Here is a 20852-nt window from a genome sequence, read left to right as displayed (position 1 = left end):
CCAGGTCATCGCCGAATATCATGCAGACACTCTTCCAACTCACACTGACCGCGTTGCAGATCGGCTCGGTGTACGTGTTGTTCGCGCTCGGGTTGACGCTGATCTTCGGCGTGCTGCGTATCGTGAACTTCGCGCACGGACAGTTCTTCACGCTGTCCGCGCTGATCGTGTCGGTCGCGATTCCCTGGCTCGTCATGCGCGGCGTGCCGGTGCAACTCGCCTATCTCGGCGGCTTCGTCGCGGGCGTGGTGCTCGCCTCGGGACTCGGGGCCATCGTGTTCCGCTTCGCGTTCCGCCGCTTCCAGCGCGATCTCGCCGGCTCGTTCATCCTGTCGGCAGGCTTCGTGCTGCTGTTCGAAGGGATCTTCCGCGAAGTCTTCGGCGGCGCGGTGCGCTCCGTGCCGCCGCTCGTCGGCGGCAATGTCGAGCTGTTCGGCGCGACCCTCGCCGCGCAGCGGCTGCTGCTGTGCGGCGTGGCCGTGGCGCTGGCGGGCGGCCTGCTGTGGTCGCTCAACGCGACCCGCATGGGCCGCGCGATGCGCGCCGTGTCGATCGATCACGAAGCCGCGATGCTGCAAGGCATTCCCTACAACACGATCGCGTTTCGCGGCTTCGTCGTCGCGACGGCGCTCGGCGCGATCGCGGGTGCGCTGATCGCACCGGTCTCGATCGTGTCGCCGGAGTTCGGCGAAAGCTATCTCGTGAAAGGCTTCATCGCGGTGGTCATCGGCGGTCTCGGCTCAGTGCCCGGCGCGATTCTCGGCAGCGTGTTCATCGCGCTCATCGAAAGCTTTGGCGGCTACTACTTCGATCCGTCGAGCGCGAATCTCGCGATCTTCGTGCTCGTCATGCTGGTCCTGCTGGTGCGTCCCAAAGGAGTGCTCGGTCATGCGTGACAAGTCTTTCGCGCTGTGCGCGCTCGCGTTGCTGGCGATCAGCGCCGCGAGTCTTCTCGCCGGCAACGGCTATGCGGCCAATCTCGTCGTGTGGTGCGCGATTGCGGCCTTGAACGCGTCCAGCCTGCGCTTCGTGTTGCTGATGGGCGAACTGAACTTCGCCACGGCGGCGTTCTTCGGCATCGGGGCCTACGCGGCGGGCGTGTCCACGACGCTGTGGGACTTGCCCTTCGCGATCGCGCTGCTGGCGAGCGGCGTGCTCGCCTGTGCAATCGGCGCGGTCTTCGGCTTCATCACGCTGCGCACCAAGGGACCGTACTTCCTGCTGATCGGCTTCGCCTTCTCGGAAGTGATGCGCATCGTCTATACGCGCTCGGACTGGCTGGGCGGCAACTCGGGCATGGTCGGCATCTTCCCGCCGGCCGCGTTCGGCGCCGGCTTTCCGGCGTTCGTCGTGCTCGTCGCCGGGTTGCTGATGCTCGCGCTGTTCGTGCTCGAAACCTCGCAGTTCGGCAAGCTGCTGATCGCCGTGCGCGACAACGAGAGCGTGGTGCGCTCGGTCGGCATCCGCGTGCATGCGGTGAAGATCGCGTGCTTCTGCATCTCGTGCTTCGTCACGGGCATCGCGGGATCGCTGCATGCGTTCGCCAACAATGTCATCAGCCCGCTCGATTTCGGCTTTCTGTTGTCGACGCTGGCGCTCGCCTATCTGAAGGTCGGCGGCGAGCATCACCCGCTCGGGCCGGTAGCGGGCGCGGTGCTGCTGGTGTTGCTCGGCAGCGTGACGCTCAGCTTCGGCGCGAGCGAGCATATCTTCTACGGCGCGGCGATCGTCCTCGCGATGCTGCTGCTGCCCGGCGGCATCATGGGCTTCGTGCAGGGCGGCATCACGCGCGCGAAGTCACGCCGCGCGGCGCTCATTCGCTCGAACGGAGGCGCATGATGCAGAGTTCCGCCACCCGACCCTTGCTGGAAGCGCGCGACATCGCGCGGCGTTTCGGCGGACTGCTCGCGGTCTCCGACCTGAGCTTCGAGATTCGCGAACGCGAAGTGCTGGGCCTGATAGGACCGAATGGCGCCGGCAAGAGCACGACCTTCAATCTGATCAGCGGCTTCATCGCGCCGACGCGCGGCACGCTCGTCATCGACGGCGAGAACGTCACCGGCAAGTCGCCGGAACGCATCAACCGCAAAGGCCTTGCGCGCACCTTCCAGCACGGCAGCCTGATGCGCAGCATGAGCGTGGCCGACAACATCCTCATCGGCACGCTCGGGGCGGTGCCGCGTGCGCAGCGCCTGGAGCGGGTGCGCGAGACCGCACGTCTGCTCGGGCTGCAAGGCAAGCTCGACGACATCGCCGGCACCTTGCCGCACGGCCTGCAACGGCTCGTGAGCATTGCGATCGCGTTCGCGTCGCGGCCGCGCATCCTGTGCCTCGACGAGCCGCTCACCGGTCTGAACCAGACGGAAGTCGCCGCCACACTTGAGGTGTTCGAGCGCATCCGCGACGAGTTCGGCAGTTCGGTGCTGCTGGTCGAGCACAACATGAAGGCGGTGATGCAGGTCTGCGACCGCATCGTCGTGCTGCATCACGGACGCATGCTGGCGACCGGCACGCCGCAGGACATTCGCCGCGACCCGCGCGTCATCGAAGCGTATCTCGGAGCCGAGCATGCACATTGAGACCAGGCAGGACGACATCGTGCTGGACGTGTCCGGCGTATCGATCAGTTACGGCGCGGTGCCGGCCGTGCGCGGCGCGAGTTTCCAGGTGCGCGGCGGGCAGATCGTGACGCTGATCGGCGCGAACGGCGCGGGCAAGTCGACGCTGATGAAATACATCGCGGGACTCGTGCCGGCGCAGGCGGGCAGTCTGACGCTGCACGGCGAGACGCTGGACGCGGCCTCGGCGGATGCGCGGGTGCGGCGCGGACTGTGTCTGGTGCCGGAAGGGCGACGCCTGTTCGGCAGCATGACGGTGCGCGAGAACCTCGAACTGGGCGCGTATTGCCGCGACGACGCCCGCGCGGTCAGCGCCGATCTCGAACGCTGTATGGGCTATTTCCCCGATCTGGTCGCGAAGCTCGGCGCGCCCGCCGGCACGTTGAGCGGCGGCCAGCAGCAGATGGTGGCGGTGGCGCGCGCGCTGATGGCCGCGCCGCGCGTATTGCTGCTCGACGAACCGACCATCGGACTCGCGCCCGCCGTGGTCGAGCAGATCGCGCGGGTGATTCACGTAATCCGCGATTCGGGCGTGGATGTCCTGCTGGTCGAGCAGAACGCGGAGGTCGCGCTGCGCATCGCGGATCACGCCTATGTGCTGGAGGGCGGCGGAGTCGTGCAGCATGGCGACGCACGCACGCTCGCCGGCGATGAGCGGGTCCAGCGCGCCTATCTGGGCATGTAGGAGAAGCGTGCTTGCGGGATAACCGGGCGAAGGATCGCCCGGATGGCTCAGGCGATCACACGATCTTCCGCGAGCGCAACTCGGCGACCTTCTGCGCGTCGAGGCCCAGTCCCATCAGAATCTCATCGGTGTGTTCTCCGGTCAGCGGCGGCCGCGTGTGGATTTCCGGAGGCGTGCGGGACAGCGACACCGGCGTGGCGAAGATGGGCACCTTCTTCGGCGCGCCGGGATAGTCCATCCAGCGGATCACGTCGGCGGCGCGGACCGTTTCGTCTTCCAGCACCTGACGCGGCGAGTTGACCGGGCTGGCCGGAATGCGCGCCTGCTCGAGCGCGCTCAGCGCCTCGGCCTGGGTCTTGTCCATGCACCACTGGCTCATCAGGTCGCTGAGCACCTCGCCATTGATGCCGCGCTGCGTATCGTCGGCGAAACGCGGGTCGTCGAGCAGCTCCGGGCGGCCTATCAGGTGCGTCCAGCGCTTGAACATCGCGCGGCCGATGACCTGGGTGATGAACCATCCGTCGGTGGCCTTGAAGATGTCGGAAGGGGCGTAGCTGGACGCGCGGTTCAGCGTGGGCTGACGATCCAGGCCAAGCAAAGCTTCCTCGATCAGCGCGCCGCTGGCCATGTTGAGCCCCGTGCACAGCAGCGACGCGCTCACTTCCTGACCCATGCCGCTGCGCTGGCGCTCGTACAGGGCCAGCATGACGCCGAGCGCGCAGGAAAAGGCCGTGGCGAAGTCGACCACGGGCACCATGGCCTTCTGCGGCCGGTCGGGCGTACCCGCGATGTACACCGCGCCGCTCAGCGCCTGGCCCACGCCATCGAACCCGACGCGGTCGCGCACGGCACGGCTGTTGCCGAACGCGTTGGAGGCGACGAGGATGATGTCGGGCTTGATCTCGCACAGGCTGTCATAGTCGAGCCCCAGGCTCTTGAGCGTGCGCGGCGGCATGTTGGCGATCACGACATCGGCATCGGCGACCAGCTTGCGCACGATCTCGCGTCCCTCCGGACTATCGAGGTCGAGCGTCATGGAGCGCTTGTTGCGATTGACCTGCAGGAACAGCGCGCCTTCACCCTGTGCGGTCACGGGCACGATGAAGCGGTCCTCGCCGCCGCCCACGCGGTCGATGCGGATGACGTCGGCGCCATAGTCGGCCAGCAGCGCCGAGCAGAACGGTCCGGCGATGAAGCGTCCGAAATCCAGGACCTTGATGCCGTCGAGTACTTTCATGTTCTTGTCCAGGTGTAAGTCGTTGGCGCGCGATCGAGGTTCGAACCTGTAGCGGTTCCGGCTGCGCTCCATGCACGCGCATTCGTCGGCGTTCGAGCGGACCCGGCATTGCCGGCGCGTGGCCCGGTTGCGAACCTGCCCGTTCCCAAGGTCAGGCGTCGTCCGGGTCAGGCCGAAGTCGCCGCCGCGCGCACATCGTCGAGCGCGGCAGGATTGTCCAGCGACGACAGATCGCCCGGCGGCAGCCCGCAATACACGCTGCGGAGCACCCGCCGCATGATCTTGGAGCTGCGGGTCTTGGGCAGCTGCGCGATCGAATGCACCTGACCGGGCCTGAAGGGGCGTCCGAGGCGCTTGCCGACATGGTCGGCCACGAGCGCCTCCAGATTCGCGCCCGCGATGCTCGCGCCGGGCCGCGCCACGACGAACACCACGAGCTTCTGGCCCTTGTCGGCATCGGCCACGCCGATCGCGGCGGCTTCGGCCGCGTCGGGCAGTTCCAGCACGACTTCCTCAACTTCGGCGGGACCCAGGCGCTTGCCGGCGACCTTGAGCGTGTCGTCGGAGCGGCCCATCATGAAGTAGTTGCCGTCGGGCGTGCGCAAAGCCAGATCGCCGTGCACCCAGAGCCCCGGAATGGTCTGCCAGTAGGTTTCCAGATAGCGCTGGTCGTCGCGCCAGAACGATTGCGTCATGCCGAGGAAGGGCGCCCGCAGCACCAGTTCGCCGACTTCGCCGGTCACGCTCCGGCCTTCGGCGTCCACCACGTCCGCCGCGACGCCGGGCGAAACGGTGTTGAAGCCGCTCGGCGGAATCGGACGGATCGGCACGCTGGCAAGCAGCGCGCCGGACGCTTCGGTGCCGCCCGTGTAGTTGATGACGGGCGCCGTGCCGTCGCCGAAACGCTGCATGAACCAGCTGCAATGCTCGGGCGCGATGCTTTCGCCCGCGGTGATCAGCAGGCGGACCGTCGAGCGGTCGCCCTGGAGCGCGACGTCCTCGTTGCTGGCCATCCCGCGGATCAGCGTGGGCGCTGAGCCGAAGTGCGTGATCCTGTGCCGTTCGACGACGCGCGCCATGCGCGACCAGTCGGGATAATCGGGGGCGCCGTCGTAGCACACCAGCGTCGCGCCGCGCAGCAGCGCACAGCCGAGCACCAGCGAGCCCGCGATCCAGCCCATGTCGGCGGGCCAGCAATAGACGTCGCCGGGATGCACGTCGAAATGGATCAGCGAGTCGTGCGCCACCTTGATCGGAAAGCTGCCATGCGTGTGCACCACGCCCTTGGGCCGGCCCGTGGTGCCCGAGGTATAGATCACCATGAACGGCGTATCGGGCGTGACGGTCACCGGCGCTTCGCCCAGGCCTTGCGCCCGCGTCGCGGTGTCCTGCCAGTCGAGATCGCGCGGATCCTGCGCCGTGTCGCCTTCCGCCCGTTTCCAGATCACGTGTTCGAGCAGCGGCAACGCGCGCCACGCATCGCGCAGCGCGCCTTCCACGTTCACGCGCCGGCTGCGCCGCGCGAAGCCCGTGGTCGCGATCACCATGCGCGCCTCGGCGGCCGACAGGCGCGCGATGATCGCATCGACGCCGAAGCCGCTGAACAGCGGCACGACCAGCGCGCCCAGATGCACGATGGCCAGCAGCGAGACCGTCGCCTCGACGCCGTTTTCCATCAGCAGGCCGACACGGTCGCCCTGTCTGACGCCGTGTTGCGCGAGACCCGCGGCGAAATCGCGCGTGCGTTCTTCCAGTTGGGCATAGGTCAGCGTGCCCACGCTGCCGTCCTCGTGCTCCGCCACCACGGCCCTCTGCTGCGCGGTGGAAGGCTCGCGGCCCCATGCGTAGATCGTGTTGACCCAGTTGAGCCTGCCGCCGGGGAACCAGCTCGGAAACTGCGGTCCGCGCGACAGGTCCGCATAGCCGGTGGGCGGCACGTCCCAGGCGATCGCGCATTCGCGCATCACGATGGTCCAGTAGCGCTCGGGCTCCTCGATCGATACGCGCATCAGTTCGTCATACGAAGACACGTCGAGCGCGCGCATCAGCTTCACGATGCCGGCGTTCTGCAACTCGCGCTCACCCGGATGCCAGACCTTGCCGGTTTCGACATTGCTCATGATCGGTCTCCTGGGTGGCTGCGAGCCGGCCTGCGCGAGAGGGAGAGGGGAGGGGTCATCCGGTAATCGACTGGGAGCGGCATGATGAAGGTGACGTCATTGGATCCGAGTTCGTACGATGTGACGGCGCCGGTTGTGGGTCAACCTGTGCGAAGACTCTGTTCCGTACCTTGGTAAGGCCGCGGTTCGTGCCGGATGCGGTACGCCGACGGGTTCGCGCATCGGTCTCATTCCAGAATACGGAACATTTGCACGCTTTGCTTTGACTCGTTTCCGTGCGGCGCGTGTAATGCCCTGCATGAGATGAATGCTTGTCGCGTGCCGCCTGGCTGCCCGGCGCGCCGCGATGAACGATCGGTCCATGCCATTCGGGGTCGCTCATGGAATCGGGACAACACGGAGCAATCGATGCCGCCGCAGGTCAACCTGACAGCGTCGCCCTTGTTCGGGCAGGAAGACGCGAGCTGGTACCACGCTTCGATCGGAGACAGCGGCGCGGCGGACGGCGGTCCGGCATCGCGAGGCATGGTCGTGCCGCTGGCGCGGAGCCTGGCGATCCTCGCCGCCTTTTCACCCCACGAGCCCTGGCTGGGCAATCAGGAACTGGTGATCGAAACCGGCATTCCCGCGCCGACGGTTTCGCGGCTCACGCGTTCGCTCGTCGCGCTCGGCTATCTGCATCACTCCACGCAGCGCCGCAAGTATCGGCTGGCGGCGCCGGTGCTGTCGCTCGGTTACGCGGCGATCGCGCATTCCAGCGTGCAACTGCTCGCGCAACTCGAAATGCAGGCGTTCGCGAACACCAACGGCACGCATGTGATGCTCGGCACGCGGGACCGGCTCGAGGTGATCGTACTGGAGAGCTGCGCGGGCAAGCCAGCCTCGATCGACCTGACGCTGTACGCGGGGACGCGGCTCGGCATCGCGTCGTCGCCGATGGGCTGGGCCTTGCTGGCGGCCTTGCCCGAGCTCGAACGCTTCTATCTGCTCGGCAATATCGAACGCCGTGCGGGACGTGACTGGCCCGGCCTGCGCCGCCGCATCAGCAAGGGCATCTCGCAGGTGCAGAACCTCGGCTATTGCGTGTCGCTCGGCGAATGGGAACCGGACCTGACGATTCTCGCCGTGCCGCTGGTGCTGCATGACCAGACGCCGCTGGTGCTCGCCTGTGTCGGGCACAGCGTCCGGCTGGGGCGTGCGCGCGTCGAACGGGAACTCGGACCGCGGCTGGTCGCGGCCGCGCGGCATCTGCAGGAACAGGCGGTCGTCATCGAATGACGCGGACCCGGGATACACGGGAGCGAGTGGACGGGGCGCCGGCTGCCGTCATCGGATGCCCGGGCAGACACTTCGTTTTTCCAAAGGAGACGTGAAATGGCAAGGCTGGAAGGTAAGGTTGCGTTCGTGACCGGCGCGGGTGGCGGCATCGGCACGGAGATCTGCAAGCTTTTCATCGCCGAGGGCGCGCGCGTGCTCGCCGGCGACATTCACGCGCATCTCTCGGAAGCGGCGGCCGATGCCAGCGGCGGCGGCGACCGGATCATTCCGGTGCGCCTCGACGTCACCGACAAACAGAACGTCTGCGACGGCCTCGCACGCGCGGCGCAGGCGTTCGGCAAGATCGATGTCCTGTGCAATGCCGCGGGCGGATCGACGCCCGCCGACGCACGCGTGACCGAGGCGCCGGAAGACGAGTTCTGGCGCGCCATCAAGCTCGACTTGTTCGGCACGTTTCTCGTGTGCAAATACGGCATTCCTTATCTGCAGAAGACGGGCGGCGGCTCCATCATCAATTTCTCGTCGATGGTCGCGCTGATGGCGCTGGCCGAGCGCGACTGCTACACGGCGGCGAAGGGCGGCGTCCATGCGCTGACCCGGTCGATGGCGCTGGAATATGCGCCGGCGCGCATCCGCATCAACGCGATCGCGCCAGGGCTGACGCTCTCCGAGCGCGTGCGGCATCTGGTCGACGAGCGCGAGGAACTGCGCAAACTGGCAGCCGATTGCCTGCTCGGTCCGTGCGAGCCGGTGGACATGGCGCATGTCGCCGTCTATCTGGCATCGGACGAGTCATGCCGCACCACCGGACAGATCATTCCGGTGGACAGCGGCGTCACCATCTATTGACCGGATGACCGGCATTCGCGGGCGGCCTGTCGAAGTACGGAACAACGTGCGCGGCGCGCGGCCATGGCCTGCGTATCCGGCGTTCAATGCCGGAGGCGGCCGCGCTTCCCGACGGCTGTCACGCTCGCGAACAAAACGGGGGAGACGGGAATCACCATGGACATGAAACTTGCAAACCGGCGCGTCCTGATCACCGGCGCATCGCAGGGCATCGGCGAAGGGCTCGCCCGGGCATTCGCCGCCGAGGGCTGCCACCTCGCGTTGACGGCACGTTCCGCCGACAAGCTGGACACACTGGCAGCCGCCCTGCGCGATGCGCACGGCGCGCAGGTGGAGGTGCTCGCACTGGATATGACTCAGTCCGGCGCGATCGCGGAACTCGCGGCCTTCGCGGGAGACGTCGACGTCCTCGTGAACAACGCCGGCGCGATTCCCGGCGGCACGCTCTGGGATGTGGATGAAGACGCGTGGCGGCGGGGCTGGGAATTGAAGGTGTTCGGCTACGTCAACCTCACGCGTGTGATCTACACGCGCATGAAGGAGCGGGGCGGCGGCGTGATCCTGAACAACATCGGCAACGGCGGCCAGAACTTCGACTTCAACTACATCGCGGGCTCGACCGGCAATGCCGCGCTCATGGCCTTCACCTGCGCGCTGGGTGGCCGCAGCCTGGAGGACGGGATCCGTGTCGTGGGCGTCAATCCCGGTCCGGTGAGCACCGAGCGGATCGCCAAGGTGCTGAGAAGTCATGCGCAACGGCTGCTCGGCGACGCAGCGCGGTCCGCCGAACTGATGGCGGCTTATCCGCTCGGGCGTGCCGCGACGGTGGAGGAAATCGCTGACCTGTTCGTCTATCTCGCGTCGCCCCGCTCGGGTTACACGAGCGGCACGATCTTCACGGTGGACGGCGGCATTACTTCGAAACGGTCGGTGGCCTGAGCTTCGGATCATCGCGGGCCAATCACCCTTCTCGTGAACCGATGGAGACGCTCCATGCGCCATCCTGATGTCGATCAGGCCGGTGTCACGCCGGATGTGGACGTGATAATCGTCGGGGCGGGATTCGCGGGCCTCTATGCACTGTACCGGTTCCGCAAGCTGGGCTTGCGGGTGCGGGCGTTCGAAGCGGGCAGCGGCATCGGCGGCACGTGGTTCTGGAACCGCTATCCCGGCGCGCGCTGCGACGTGGACAGTCTCGAGTATTCGTATTCGTTCTCCGACGACCTTCAGCAGGAATGGGACTGGCCGGACCGCTTCTCCACCCAGGCCGACATTCTTCGCTACATCCATCACGTCGCCGATCGTTTCGATCTGCGCCGCGACATTCAACTGGACACGCGCGTGCAGTCGGCGGCCTTCGACGCGTCCGGCAACCTCTGGCGCATCACCACCGCCGAAGGGCAGACCACCACCGCGCGCTTCTGCGTGATGGCGACGGGCAATCTGTCGCTGCCGCGTGTTCCGGACTTCGCGGGACTGGAGTCCTTCAAGGGCGACTGGCATCACACGGGCCGCTGGCCGAACCGACCGGTCGATTTCACGGGACGCCGGGTCGGCGTGATCGGCACCGGCTCTTCGGGCATCCAGCTTATTCCGATCATCGCGCAGCAGGCGAGCGAGCTGATCGTGTTCCAGCGCACCGCCAACTTCACGCTGCCGGCGCGCAACCGTGCGCTGTCGGCCGACGAACGCGACCGGCACAAGACGCGCTACGGATTCTGGCGTGCCGAGGCGCAGAACACGCCGTTCGGCATAGCAGGGCATCCGGCGCCGACGAAGAACGCGCTCGACGACACAGCCGAAGCGCGTCTCGCGAAGTTCGAAGAGAAATGGCGCAACGGCGGCAGCATCAGCTTTCTGTATTCGTACAAGGACCTGCTCACCAGCAAGGCCGCGAACGATACGGCCGCCGAATTCGTGCGCGGCAAGATCCGCAGCACGGTGAAGGATCCGGCGACCGCCGAGTTGCTCGTGCCGAAGGATCATCCGATCGGCGCGCGGCGCCTGTGTCTCGATACGGGCTACTACGAGACGTTCAACCGGCCGAACGTGAAGCTGGTCGATACGAAGTCGGCGCCGATCGTCGCGATCACGGAAACGGGCGTGCAGACCGCCGCGGCCACTTACGCGCTCGATACGATCGTGTTCGCGACCGGTTTCGACGCCATCACCGGCGCGCTCGCGGATATCGACATTCGCGGGCGCGACGGCCTGACCCTCAGGCAGAAATGGGCGCACGGGCCGCGCACCTATCTCGGGCTAATGACGGCCGGATTCCCGAACCTGTTCATCGTGACGGGGCCGGGCAGCCCGTCCGTGAAGGCGAACATGGTGTGCGCCATCGAGCAGCACCTGAACTGGATCGCCGGATGCGTCGCGATGCTCGACGCGCGCGGAAGCCGGACGATCGAGCCGGATGCGGACGCGGAAACGCGCTGGATCGAGCATGTCAACGAAACGGCCGATGCCACTCTGTATCCGCTGGCGGAGTCGTGGTACACGGGCGCGAACGTGCCGGGCAAGCCGCGCGTGTTCATGCCGTACGTGGGCGGCTATCACCGGTACAAGGCGATCTGCGAGGAAGTCGTGCGCGACGGCTATCGCGGCTTCGTCATCTCCGGCTTGCCGACGCTGGCGGTGTGAGCGTCATGGCGCTCGATCCCGACATTGCCGCGGTTTTGAAGACGCTCGAATCCGCGCCGCCGATGGAGACGCTCTCCGTCGACGCACTGCGCGCGAGTCTCGCCTTTCCGCCGCTCGAACGGCGTACGCCGGTGGGCGAGTCGGTCGCCCTGTCCATCGCGCTTGACGGCCGCGTGCTGGCCGCGCGGCTGTACCGGCCGCAGCGTGCGCGAAGCCAGGGCATCACGGTGTTCTTTCACGGCGGCGGTTTCGTGATCGGCAACCTCGACACGCACGATCACGTCTGCCGCGACCTGTGCATCGGCAGCGGCGCGGCCGTGATCGCCATCGACTACCGGCTCGCGCCCGAGCATCGCTTTCCCGCCGCCGTTCACGATTGCCTCGACGCAGTGCGCTGGGTCGAACGCCATGCGAATGCGCTCTCGGTCGATCCGGCGCGCATCGTCGTGGCAGGCGATAGTGCCGGCGGCAATCTCGCCGCGGTGACGGCGCTGCGTATCCGCGACGAAGGCGGGCCCGGGTTGCGCGCGCAGGTGCTGGTCTATCCGGTGACCGGCTACCACACGCCGCCGACGCCTTCCTATCTCGACAACCAGTCTGGCTATTCGCTGACGCGCGCGGCGATGATCCGCTTCTGGGCCGACTATCTCGCCGACGAAATGGACGCAGCGGACCCGCATGCTTGTCCCTTGCGTGCGACATCGCTCGCGGGCGTGCCGCGGGCGCTGGTCGTCACCGCCGCATTCGATCCGCTGCGCGACGAAGGTGAGGCCTACGCGCGCCGCCTTTCGGAGGCGGGCGTGGCAACCACGCTATGGCGTCACGACGGCCTGATTCACGGCTTTCTCCGCATGGGCGCCGTGTGCGCGCGGGCGCAGCAGGCGCTGCTCGACATCGCGGCGTGGATCCATGAAGCACAGCGGTAAGCGCTCAGGCTACGGCTCGTGGCGCACGTCGCGCAATTCCGTTTCGAGTTCGAGCGCAGCCTGTTTGAGCGCCGGCACGACGCGCTGCCTGACGGCGTCGATATCGCGCTGGAACCGGATTGCGCCGCAACTCAGCGACATCAGCACGGCTTCGCGGCCGATGCGGACCGGCAAGGCAATGCCATAGGCATCGCGCTGGAACTGTCCGAACGACATGCACACGCCGTTGCTGCGCAGATCGTCGAAGGCGCTGTCGATTTCGCTGCGTAGGCCTTCACGCTGCGGGCCCGCGGCCTCCAGCAGACGGGCCACATAGTGCTGCCGCTGCGGTTCCGGCAGCCCCCAGAGCCATGCGCGCCCGATCGCGGTGAGGCCCATCGGCAGCAACGAACCGACGCCCAGCCGCAACGTGGCAATGCGCGCACTCGTGCGATGCGCGACATACAGCATGTCGAGCCCGTTGGGCGCAGCGAGCGCGACGGAGACGTCGAGCCGGTCGGCGAGCCGCTGCATCAGCGGATGCGCGAGCCGCGTGACGGGATTGCTCACCAGATATGCATGACCGATGCCGAACACGCCGCTCGCCAGTTCGAAGCGGGAACCGCCCGCGACACGACGAAGATAGCCGAGCTGTATCAGGGTCGAGGTCAGGCGCGAGACGGCTGATCGGGACATGCCGGTGCGCTGCGCCAGCTCGCCGTTATTCAGCGGCGCACGTGCGGCGTGGAACGCGCGCAGGATCTGCAGGCCGCGATCCAGCGTGAGCGTGACGGGCGTGACGGGCGCGTGCGTCATCGTGAGCGGGCGGATTCAGACCGGCACCGGTACGCGGCCACGCAAGGTCTCGGCGATCGCGACGAGCCGCGGCCCCAGTTCGCGTTCGAGCCTCGCTTGCGCGAGACGGGCGGTGCGGCCGACGCAGCCCAGCACGAGCGGCGGCCGATCGGGCAGCGGCACCGGCGCGGCGACGCACGCGAGCTCCGGCTCCCATTCGCCGTGCAGCATGCCGAAGCCCAGTTCGCGCACCTGGGCGATCTTTTCGTGGGTCCGGCGGCCGATGGTCGGCCAGTTGTCGTCGGGGCGCCGTTCGAGTTCACCCAGCAGATACGCGCGTTCCGAATCCGGAAGCGCGGCGAGCAGCGCCCATCCCATCAGCGAATACGCGATATGCATGCGCATGCCGGGCCGCAGCCGCAGATCGAGCACCGCGCGGCTGCCGATCCGCGTATCCAGAATGAGAATGTCGAGCCGGTCGCGCGTGCCGAGCAGCACATAGGTATCGGTGGCTTGAGCGAGCTTCTGCATTTCAATGCCGGCGAGCCGCAGCAGATCGGGATCGGCGATGGCCGCGTAGCCGAGCGCCAGCGACGCGGCAGCCAGCGAATACTTGCGGCTTGCCTTGTCCTGATGCAGGTAGCCGAGCGCGAGCAGCGACTTCAGGAGGCGCAGCACGGTTGGCGCCGGAATGCCGGTTGCCTGTGCGATTTCCAGATTGCCCAGCCACGGCTTGTCAGGGGTGAACGCGGCAAGAATCGAGAGCCCGCGCACGAGCGGCGTCACCATCGCGCCGCCCGGCGCGCGTTCGCCGCGCGGCATTTTGGGCCACGCGGTGTCGAGGCCATGCGGACCGTTATCGGACCGGGCATCGACGTGAGTCGGCAAGGATCTGCCGGGTTGCATGCGGGTCTCCGTCGTTGGTTTGCTGTTGAGGCGCTAGGGCCGGCGCGGTGCGCTGAGTATCCCGGATGGTACAACTGCCGTGCCGGAGGCAACGCTGGGGCATGCCCGGGGTGCCGGCGGCGTCAGCGGGCCGGGCGCGCAGTCACGCTGCGAAGCCGGTCGCAGATGAAGCGAAGGCCGTCGCGGCTGCCGGGCAGCACGCCGATCATCATCAGGAAGCCATGCATCTGGCCTTGCGCGCGAAGATGATGGACCCGCACGCCGGCCTGTTCCAGCCGCAGTGCATAGGCCTCGCCCTCGTCGCGCAGCACGTCGTGCTCGGCGGTGACGACGATCGCCTCCGGCAGGCCGGAAAGATCCGGCTCGCGCAACGGCGCGGCGAGACTCGACGCCCGGGCGGATCCGGCCGGCGCGTAGTGGTTCCAGTAGGCCAGCATCGCGTCGCGCGTCGTCAGCAACTGGTTATCCGGCGCGACATACGAAGGTCGATCGAAATCGCAATCCGTCACGGGGTAGACGAGCAGCTGGGCGGCAATCGACACCGTCCGCTCGCGGCGCGCAAGCAGCGTCACCGCGATCGCGAGGTTCCCGCCCGCGCTGTCCCCGCCGACCAGCAAGGGCAGCTCGGCGCCGAGCAGCGCGGCCTGTTGTGCGGCGAGCCAGCGCACGGCCTGCCAGGCGTCGTCGACCGGTCCCGGGAACGGATGTTCCGGCGCCTTGCGATACTCGACGAGCGCCACCGCGACGCCCGCGCCCGCGGCGATCTCGCGGCACAGCGGCGTGAATTCGTCGATCCCGCCGACGACCCAGCCGCCGCCGTGGAAATACACCAGTAGCGCGTGAGGCGCTTCGGCGGGCACGAACAGGCGGGCGCGGAGCGTGCCGCCATCGACCGGGATCTCGAGCGGCACGGTCGCGCGCACCTCGGCGCCGGCGGACAGCAGCGTGCTGATGCGTGCGAACGCGCTGCGCGCTTCGTCCGGCGTCAGCAGATGGCGCGGCTTCGTCGCCGCCGCGGCGAGCGTGTCGACGAACGCGCGGGTTTCGATGTCGAGGCTCATGACGTTCGTCTCCTGATCGATTGCGTCTATCGTTGCGGCTGCAATCCGGCCAGCACGGTCTCCACGCCGCCGAACAGGTTCCAGCCCAGCGTGGCGCTCGCACCCGCATCGACGACGAGGTTCGTGCCGGTGATCGCCGCGGCGGCATCGGCCAGCAGAAAGGCGATCGGCCCGGCCAGTTCGCCCGGCGAGATCACGCGACCGAGCGCCGTCTGCCGCGCCATGACGGCGGGATCGCGCTCGCCGCGCGCATAGCTGGCTTCGATGACCGGCGTGCGCACGGGCCCCGGCGAAACGGCATTCACGCGCACGCCTTGCCGCCCGAGATAGACGGCCAGCGCGCCCGCCAGGTTGATCATCGCGGCCTTCGACGGGCCGTACGCGAGGTGCGGCGTCGGCATCATGCCGGCGAGCGACGCAATCATCACGATGCTGCCGCGTTCGCGCGACGCCATGCGCAATCCGACGAGGCGGCTCACCGCATGAGCGCCGCGCGCGTTGATATCGAGGATCGCGTCCCAGACCGGCGCATCGACCTGCGCCGGACCTTGCGCCGGCGGAATCACGCCCGCCGCGAAGACGAGCCCGTCGATGTCGCCGCATTCGTGTTCGATGGTAGCGATGCACGATTCGATGGCAGCGACGTCGCCGACGTCGAGCCGGTAAGCCCGTCCGCCGGTTTCGGCGGCCACGCGTCCGGCGGCGTCCGCGTCCCGGTCGACGACGATCGGCGTCCAGTCCGCCGCGAGCGCCGCGCAGCACGCCGCGCCGATCCCGCCGGCGCCGCCCACTACGAGCGCGTTTCTGCGCAATGTCATGAATCCTCCTGCAGGGTGTCGTGTTCGTCCGGAAACCGGCCCGTCAGATCAAGCCGATTTCCGCCCTTGCCGCGAACACCGGATCGTGCGGATCACGGCGGCCGAGCGTCCAGGCCGGATCGAGCGAGTTGTCGGCGGCATCGACGAGTTGCGACTCGATGGCATCGAACACGGTACGGCGCTGCGCGATCCGCCAATCCTCGTTGCGCTTCTCGAAGCGGTCGACATAACGTCCCGACACCTGAACCCGGCTGTTCTGCGCGCTCCCGGCGTGCTGCGCGGCCAGCATCGACCGGTGCGCGCCGGCCTCCGGCGTCAGTTCCAGCCGCGCGATGAAATACGTTTCGACCGCGGCGACGGTATCGGACGCGAATTCCACGAGGCAGTTGCCGAGAAAGTGCGTCGATTTGAGGAGGCTCGGCGCATCGTGACGTTGCCTGACCCAGGCGATGAACGCGTCCCGCGTGCCTTCGAAGTCCGCATGATCGTCGCGGGCATCCTCGAAGAAGGCGGCGCGGACGCGCTCCCAGTCCCGACGATCCACGCCGCGTGCGTAGCGCAGCAGCACGTCGCGAATCAGATCCTTGTCGATCAGGCGTTGCAGGGCAGTGGACACGGCATCGCACTCCTTGGGTTCGATGACATCCACGATGCCGAGCCGGCCAGTGCCGCGTCAACGCCCGCGACGCGCGTCTGCCGTACTTTGAAACGGGCGGCGGCTGCGCGGAACGGCGACGGGCCTGACATGCCTGAACCGGGCTCCGTACCGATTTCAATGTACGGGATAAGGTTCACGTCCCGATTGATGCCTGCCGCCGTGCGGCGATTCAATGGACTCCTGCGAAGAACGATTCATTTCCCAGGAGACGATTCAGATGAACCCACACTCGAACGACGTACTGGACGCCGTCGTCGTCGGCGCCGGTTTTGCCGGGCTGTATGCGATCAAGCGTCTCACCGATGCGGGCTTCCGCATCCAGGCTTTCGAGTCCGGCGACGGCATCGGCGGCACGTGGTACTGGAATCGCTATCCCGGCGCGCGCGTGGATCTCGAGTGCTGGGACTATTCGTATTCGTTTTCGCCCGAGCTTCAGGACGAATGGGACTGGCCGGAGCGCTATCCGACGTCGGCGGAATTGATGCGCTATCTGAATCACGTCGCCGATCGTTTCGACTTGCGCCGGCACGTCCGTTTCAATACGAAAGTCGAAGCCGCCGAATTCGACGAGCAGCGCAATATCTGGCGCGTGACGACCTCCGACGGAAAGGTCACGCATGCGCGCTTCTTCGTGCCCGCGACGGGCGTGCTGTCGGTGCCGAAGCCGCCCGAAATTCCGGGGATCGGCACGTTCGCCGGCGAAAGCCATCACACGGGCCGCTGGCCGCATCACGAGGTGAATTTCGAGGGCAAGCGCGTCGGCGTGATCGGCACGGGCTCGTCGGGCATTCAGGTGATTCAGGCGCTCGCCGGAGAGTGCCGGCATCTGACGGTGTTTCAACGCACCGCCGTCTATGTGGTGCCGGCGAAGAATCATCCGCTGACGCCGGAGATGCGCGCCCGCGTGCGCGCGATCTATGCGGAACGCCGCGCGGTCAGCCGTCTTACGCGCTTCGGCATTGCGGTGCCGTTTCCGGTCGAATCGGCGCTCGACGCGACGCCGCAGGAGCGCCTGAAGAAGTACGAGAACGCATGGGAGAACAGCCAGTTGCTCGGTTTTCGCATGTGTTATGGCGACATCCTGTCGAACGAGGCCGCGAACGAGACGGTCGCCGAGTTCATTCGCGGCAAGATCGGCGAGACCGTGAAGGATCCGCAGGTCGCGGCGAAGCTGATGCCGCGCGGTTTTCCGTTCGGCACCAAGCGGCCGTGCCTCGGCGACACCTACTACGGCGTCTATAACCGCGCCGACGTGACGCTGGTCGACCTGAAGCAGACGCCGATCGATCGCGTGGTGCCGGAAGGCATCGTGACGAACCAAGGCCTGCACGAACTCGACGTGCTGATCTACGCCACCGGATACGATGCGCTGACCGGCGCGCTCACGCGTATCGACGTGCGCGGCATCGATGGGCGCACGCTGACCGACAAGTGGTCGGGCGGCGCGAAAACCTATCTCGGCCTGATGACGAGCGGCTTTCCGAACCTGTTCACGGTGACGGGGCCGGGCAGTCCGGGGCCGCTCGCGAACATGTCGATGAGCATCGAGCAGCATGTGGACTGGATCACGCGCTGCATGATCGACCTGCGCAAACTGGGCGTCGAACGCATCGACGCCGATGCGCAGGCCGAAGAGGACTGGATGCAGCACGTTCAGGAGGTCGTCGCGAAGACGCTCTACCTGAAAGCGAACTCGTGGTATGTCGGGGCGAATGTTCCGGGCAAGCCGCATGTTTTCCTGCCCTATCTCGGCGGCCACGGCACCTATCGCAAGAAGTGCGACGACGTCGCGGCGGCCGGCTATACGGGCTTTCTGCTGAGCCGCGCCAGCACGCGTGAAACCGACGCGCGCAGTGCCATGGTCTGAGACGGAGCGATCCCGCCGGCGGGATCGTTCCCGCCGCGCGACGCCGTTCAGGCGGTAATGCTGCCTTTCTCGATCATGTATCGGCGGTTGCAGATCAGGTCGGTGAACTTCACATTCTGTTCCGCGATGAGCATCGCCACGCCGCGTTCGAGCAGCCGGCGCAATGCGTCGGCCAGCCGCAGCACGATGATCGGCGCCAGGCCTTCGGTGGGTTCGTCGAGCAGCAGGAGTTTCGGCTCGAGCAGCATCGCGCGGCCCATGGCCACCATCTGGCGCTCACCGCCCGACAGCTTGCCGGCGTTGCGTTCGCGCAGTTTCTTCAGCTCCGGGAACAGCTCGAAGACCGGCAGCAGGTCGTTCCCGGACGGTCTCGTCAGGCCTATCGCCAGATTCTCCGCGACGGTCAGATTCTTGAAGAGCCGTCCGCCGCTCGGAACGATCGCAATGCCGCCCTGAACGCGGCGATGCAAGGGAAGGGCGGCGAGTTCGTGACCTTCCAGAAGAATGGAACCCTTCGTGCTGTCGATCAGCCCTGCAATCGACGAGATGAAAGTGGTCTTGCCCGCGCCATTGCGGCCGACCAGCCCGACCACTTCGCCGGCCTCGATGCTGACATTGGCATTCCGTACGATCGTCACGTTGCCGTAGCCGGCGTCGAGTCCGCGAACCTGGAACATCGGCTCAGAGATTTTCACCAAAGTAGACCTCGCGGACGCGCTCGTTTGCCCTGACTTCGGCCGGGCTGCCGTTCATGATCACTTCGCCCGCCGCCAGCACGACGATCCGCGTGGCGAAGCTGAACACGATACTCATGTCGTGTTCGACGAAGAGAATGGGGATATCGTTCTTGCGCGTGATCGCGCTGATATGTTCCAGGCACTCCGCCGATTCCGCTACGCCCATGCCGGCCGTCGGTTCGTCCAGAAGCAGGATTCTCGGGTTCGACGACAGGGCGACCGCCAGTTCCAGCGAACGTTGATCGCCGTGAGAGAGCTTGCCAGCCGGAAGATGCAAGCGATCGGCGAGACCCACTTCCTCGAGCAGCGCCGCCGCATGATCGCGATGCCGGCGCACCGCGAGGCCGAAGGGATGCCAGGCCTGACGTTTCGCGAGCGCGATGCCGAGCTGCACGTTTTCGAGCGCGCTCAGCGTCCCGAACACGCTGCTGACCTGGAACGAGCGCGCCAGGCCCAGGCGCACCCGCCGCCAGGGCGGCATGCGGGTCACGTCCTTGCCGAAGATGCGGACCGTGCCGCTGTCCGGAATCTTGCGCCCCGTGAGCAGATCGAAGAAGGTGGTCTTGCCCGCGCCGTTCGGACCGATGATCGCCACCACCTCGCCGCTGTGGATATCGATCGAGGCGCCGCGCACCGCCGTGAAGGTGCTGAAGGACTTGGTCAGACTGTCGGCGGACAGAACCGGCTGCGCGAGTGCGGAAGTCATGCGCGCACCTCGTCGCGTGCAACCCGCCGTGAAGTCTTCAGCCTCGTGAAGACCACGCGCAGGGCGGCGCCGATGCCTTCCGGCAGGAACACCGCGCAGCAGATGACGATCAGCCCCACGGCCAGATCCGCGTGATCCGAATAGCGCTGGATGTTGGAGCGGGCCAGTTCCAGCAGGATGGCGCCGGTGATCGGACCGAGGAAGGTCGAGCGGCCGCCGAGCGCCACCATCACCAGCAGTTCGGTTCCCGTGGTCCACGAGACGATGTTCGGCTCGACCGAGCGGTTGATCGCCGCGGCGACGATGCCGAGCAAGCCGCCGATCACGCCCGTGATGACGAACGCGCTGAACTCGTAGAGCCGCGGATTGCCGCCCAGCGAGGCCACCCGGTCGGCGTTGTCGCGCACGGCTCGCAAGGTCGCGCCGAACGGCGACGCCAGCAGCACCAGCAGCGCGAGGCAGATGGCGGTCGTGCTGCACACGACGAGCAGGTATTGCGCGGCTTCGCTGTCGAGCCAGGCCGGGATCAGGATGCCGACGAGGCCGTCGTCGCCTCCGGTCAGGTTGTAGTTGCGCGCCGCGAGGACATAGAACACCTGCGCGATCGCCAGGGTGAGCAGGGCGAAGAACAGCGAGCGCGCCCGCAACGCGACGGCGCCGGCGAGACAGGCCAGCACCAGCGAGATCGGGACGACGAGCAGGGCGGCCTGCCCGAACGGAATATCGAACTTGATGTTGGCGATCGCGACCGTATAAGCGCCGATTCCCAGGAACATGCCCTGGCCGACGGAGATCAGTCCCGCGTTGCCGATCAGCAGGTTCAGGGACATCGCGGCGCCGGCGAAGAGTGCGACGCGGGCGATGGAATGCAGCCGCACTTCGGGAATGACCAGCACCAGCGCGGCGCAGAACGCGCCAATGGCGAGGATGAGCACGATCTGCCGGAGGGAGAGGCGTTCCACGGGGCGT

At 67.0% G+C, this 20852-nt stretch carries 20 protein-coding genes; 10 read left to right on the top strand and 10 right to left on the bottom strand.

All coding sequences use genetic code 11. The features are described from left to right. Positions 1-20 precede the first annotated feature (20 nt). Genes QCE64_RS34620 through QCE64_RS34605 form a run of 4 tightly spaced genes read left to right on the top strand, consistent with a single transcriptional unit; the run spans position 21 to position 3303 of the window. Positions 21-896, top strand: a complete 876-nt coding sequence (locus QCE64_RS34620; protein ID WP_309917702.1) for a branched-chain amino acid ABC transporter permease — start codon at positions 21-23, stop codon at positions 894-896. Continuing rightward, the gene (locus QCE64_RS34615) at positions 889-1839 is read left to right on the top strand and encodes a branched-chain amino acid ABC transporter permease (protein ID WP_310008730.1); all 951 of its coding nucleotides are present in this window, start codon (positions 889-891) and stop codon (positions 1837-1839) included. The genes QCE64_RS34620 and QCE64_RS34615 overlap by 8 nt, the downstream gene beginning before the upstream one ends. Next, on the top strand, positions 1836-2579 hold the full coding sequence (locus QCE64_RS34610) for an ABC transporter ATP-binding protein (protein ID WP_310008728.1): 744 nt from the start codon (positions 1836-1838) through the stop codon (positions 2577-2579). Before QCE64_RS34615 ends, QCE64_RS34610 begins: the two co-directional genes overlap by 4 nt. After that, entirely contained in the window at positions 2569-3303 is a 735-nt protein-coding gene (locus QCE64_RS34605; protein WP_309917693.1) for an ABC transporter ATP-binding protein, read from the top strand. The genes QCE64_RS34610 and QCE64_RS34605 overlap by 11 nt, the downstream gene beginning before the upstream one ends. A gap of 55 nt (positions 3304-3358) precedes the next feature. On the opposite strand, the gene QCE64_RS34600 is transcribed toward QCE64_RS34605, so the two are convergent. Next, entirely contained in the window at positions 3359-4540 is a 1182-nt protein-coding gene (locus tag QCE64_RS34600) for a CoA transferase (RefSeq protein ID WP_309917690.1), read from the bottom strand. A 167-nt stretch (positions 4541-4707) separates the two neighbouring features. Then, the gene (locus QCE64_RS34595) at positions 4708-6660 is read right to left on the bottom strand and encodes an AMP-binding protein (RefSeq protein WP_404987836.1); all 1953 of its coding nucleotides are present in this window, start codon (positions 6658-6660) and stop codon (positions 4708-4710) included. Positions 6661-7068: 408 nt separating this feature from the next. On the opposite strand from QCE64_RS34595, the gene QCE64_RS34590 reads away from it, so the two are divergent. The 5 genes from QCE64_RS34590 (at position 7069) to QCE64_RS34570 (ending at position 12356) form a co-directional block, all read left to right on the top strand. After that, positions 7069-7938, top strand: coding sequence for a helix-turn-helix domain-containing protein (locus QCE64_RS34590; RefSeq protein WP_309917688.1), 870 nt, complete (start codon positions 7069-7071; stop codon positions 7936-7938). A gap of 96 nt (positions 7939-8034) precedes the next feature. Continuing rightward, positions 8035-8787, top strand: coding sequence for an SDR family oxidoreductase (locus QCE64_RS34585; protein ID WP_309917685.1), 753 nt, complete (start codon positions 8035-8037; stop codon positions 8785-8787). Between the two features lie 156 nt (positions 8788-8943). After that, positions 8944-9726, top strand: coding sequence for an SDR family oxidoreductase (locus QCE64_RS34580; RefSeq protein ID WP_310008726.1), 783 nt, complete (start codon positions 8944-8946; stop codon positions 9724-9726). Positions 9727-9780: 54 nt separating this feature from the next. Continuing rightward, the gene (locus tag QCE64_RS34575) at positions 9781-11430 is read left to right on the top strand and encodes an NAD(P)/FAD-dependent oxidoreductase (protein WP_310008724.1); all 1650 of its coding nucleotides are present in this window, start codon (positions 9781-9783) and stop codon (positions 11428-11430) included. 5 nt (positions 11431-11435) lie between these two features. Next, on the top strand, positions 11436-12356 hold the full coding sequence (locus tag QCE64_RS34570) for an alpha/beta hydrolase (protein WP_309917673.1): 921 nt from the start codon (positions 11436-11438) through the stop codon (positions 12354-12356). Between the two features lie 9 nt (positions 12357-12365). Here the strand turns inward: QCE64_RS34570 and QCE64_RS34565 are convergent, their stop codons facing one another. The 5 genes from QCE64_RS34565 to QCE64_RS34545 all read right to left on the bottom strand — a co-directional run bounded on the left by QCE64_RS34565 (position 12366) and on the right by QCE64_RS34545 (position 16531). Then, positions 12366-13151, bottom strand: coding sequence for an IclR family transcriptional regulator (locus QCE64_RS34565; RefSeq protein WP_310008722.1), 786 nt, complete (start codon positions 13149-13151; stop codon positions 12366-12368). Between the two features lie 15 nt (positions 13152-13166). Beyond that, entirely contained in the window at positions 13167-14036 is an 870-nt protein-coding gene (locus tag QCE64_RS34560; RefSeq protein ID WP_309917669.1) for an IclR family transcriptional regulator, read from the bottom strand. A gap of 122 nt (positions 14037-14158) precedes the next feature. Further along, positions 14159-15097 (bottom strand): alpha/beta hydrolase, encoded by a 939-nt coding sequence (locus QCE64_RS34555; RefSeq protein WP_309917666.1) that lies wholly within the window; start codon positions 15095-15097, stop codon positions 14159-14161. Positions 15098-15123: 26 nt separating this feature from the next. Then, a complete protein-coding gene (locus QCE64_RS34550; protein WP_310008720.1) occupies positions 15124-15915 on the bottom strand; it encodes an SDR family oxidoreductase in 792 nt (263 codons plus the stop codon). Positions 15916-15958: 43 nt separating this feature from the next. Further along, the gene (locus QCE64_RS34545) at positions 15959-16531 is read right to left on the bottom strand and encodes a nuclear transport factor 2 family protein (RefSeq protein ID WP_310008718.1); all 573 of its coding nucleotides are present in this window, start codon (positions 16529-16531) and stop codon (positions 15959-15961) included. Positions 16532-16790: 259 nt separating this feature from the next. Between QCE64_RS34545 and QCE64_RS34540 the strand changes: the two genes are divergently transcribed. Next, positions 16791-18440 (top strand): NAD(P)/FAD-dependent oxidoreductase, encoded by a 1650-nt coding sequence (locus tag QCE64_RS34540; RefSeq protein WP_310008715.1) that lies wholly within the window; start codon positions 16791-16793, stop codon positions 18438-18440. Positions 18441-18487: 47 nt separating this feature from the next. Here the strand turns inward: QCE64_RS34540 and QCE64_RS34535 are convergent, their stop codons facing one another. From QCE64_RS34535 to QCE64_RS34525, 3 genes are read right to left on the bottom strand one after another with little or no spacing between them, the layout of a single operon-like run. Next, positions 18488-19135: an ATP-binding cassette domain-containing protein gene (locus QCE64_RS34535; protein WP_309917655.1), complete on the bottom strand. Its 648-nt coding sequence runs from the start codon at positions 19133-19135 to the stop codon at positions 18488-18490. Next, positions 19122-19883, bottom strand: a complete 762-nt coding sequence (locus tag QCE64_RS34530) for an ABC transporter ATP-binding protein (RefSeq protein ID WP_310008713.1) — start codon at positions 19881-19883, stop codon at positions 19122-19124. The genes QCE64_RS34535 and QCE64_RS34530 overlap by 14 nt, the downstream gene beginning before the upstream one ends. Continuing rightward, positions 19880-20845 carry a branched-chain amino acid ABC transporter permease gene (locus tag QCE64_RS34525; protein WP_309917649.1) on the bottom strand — a complete coding sequence of 322 codons (966 nt, stop codon included), beginning with the start codon at positions 20843-20845 and terminating at the stop codon, positions 19880-19882. The genes QCE64_RS34530 and QCE64_RS34525 overlap by 4 nt, the downstream gene beginning before the upstream one ends. Positions 20846-20852: the final 7 nt, after the last annotated feature.

Origin of the sequence: Caballeronia sp. LZ043, from assembly GCF_031451075.1 — a bacterium.
In the GTDB taxonomy this organism is placed as follows: domain Bacteria; phylum Pseudomonadota; class Gammaproteobacteria; order Burkholderiales; family Burkholderiaceae; genus Caballeronia.
The sequence above is the reverse complement of the archived record's forward strand: the minus strand, read 5'-3'. Positions and strand labels throughout refer to the sequence as shown.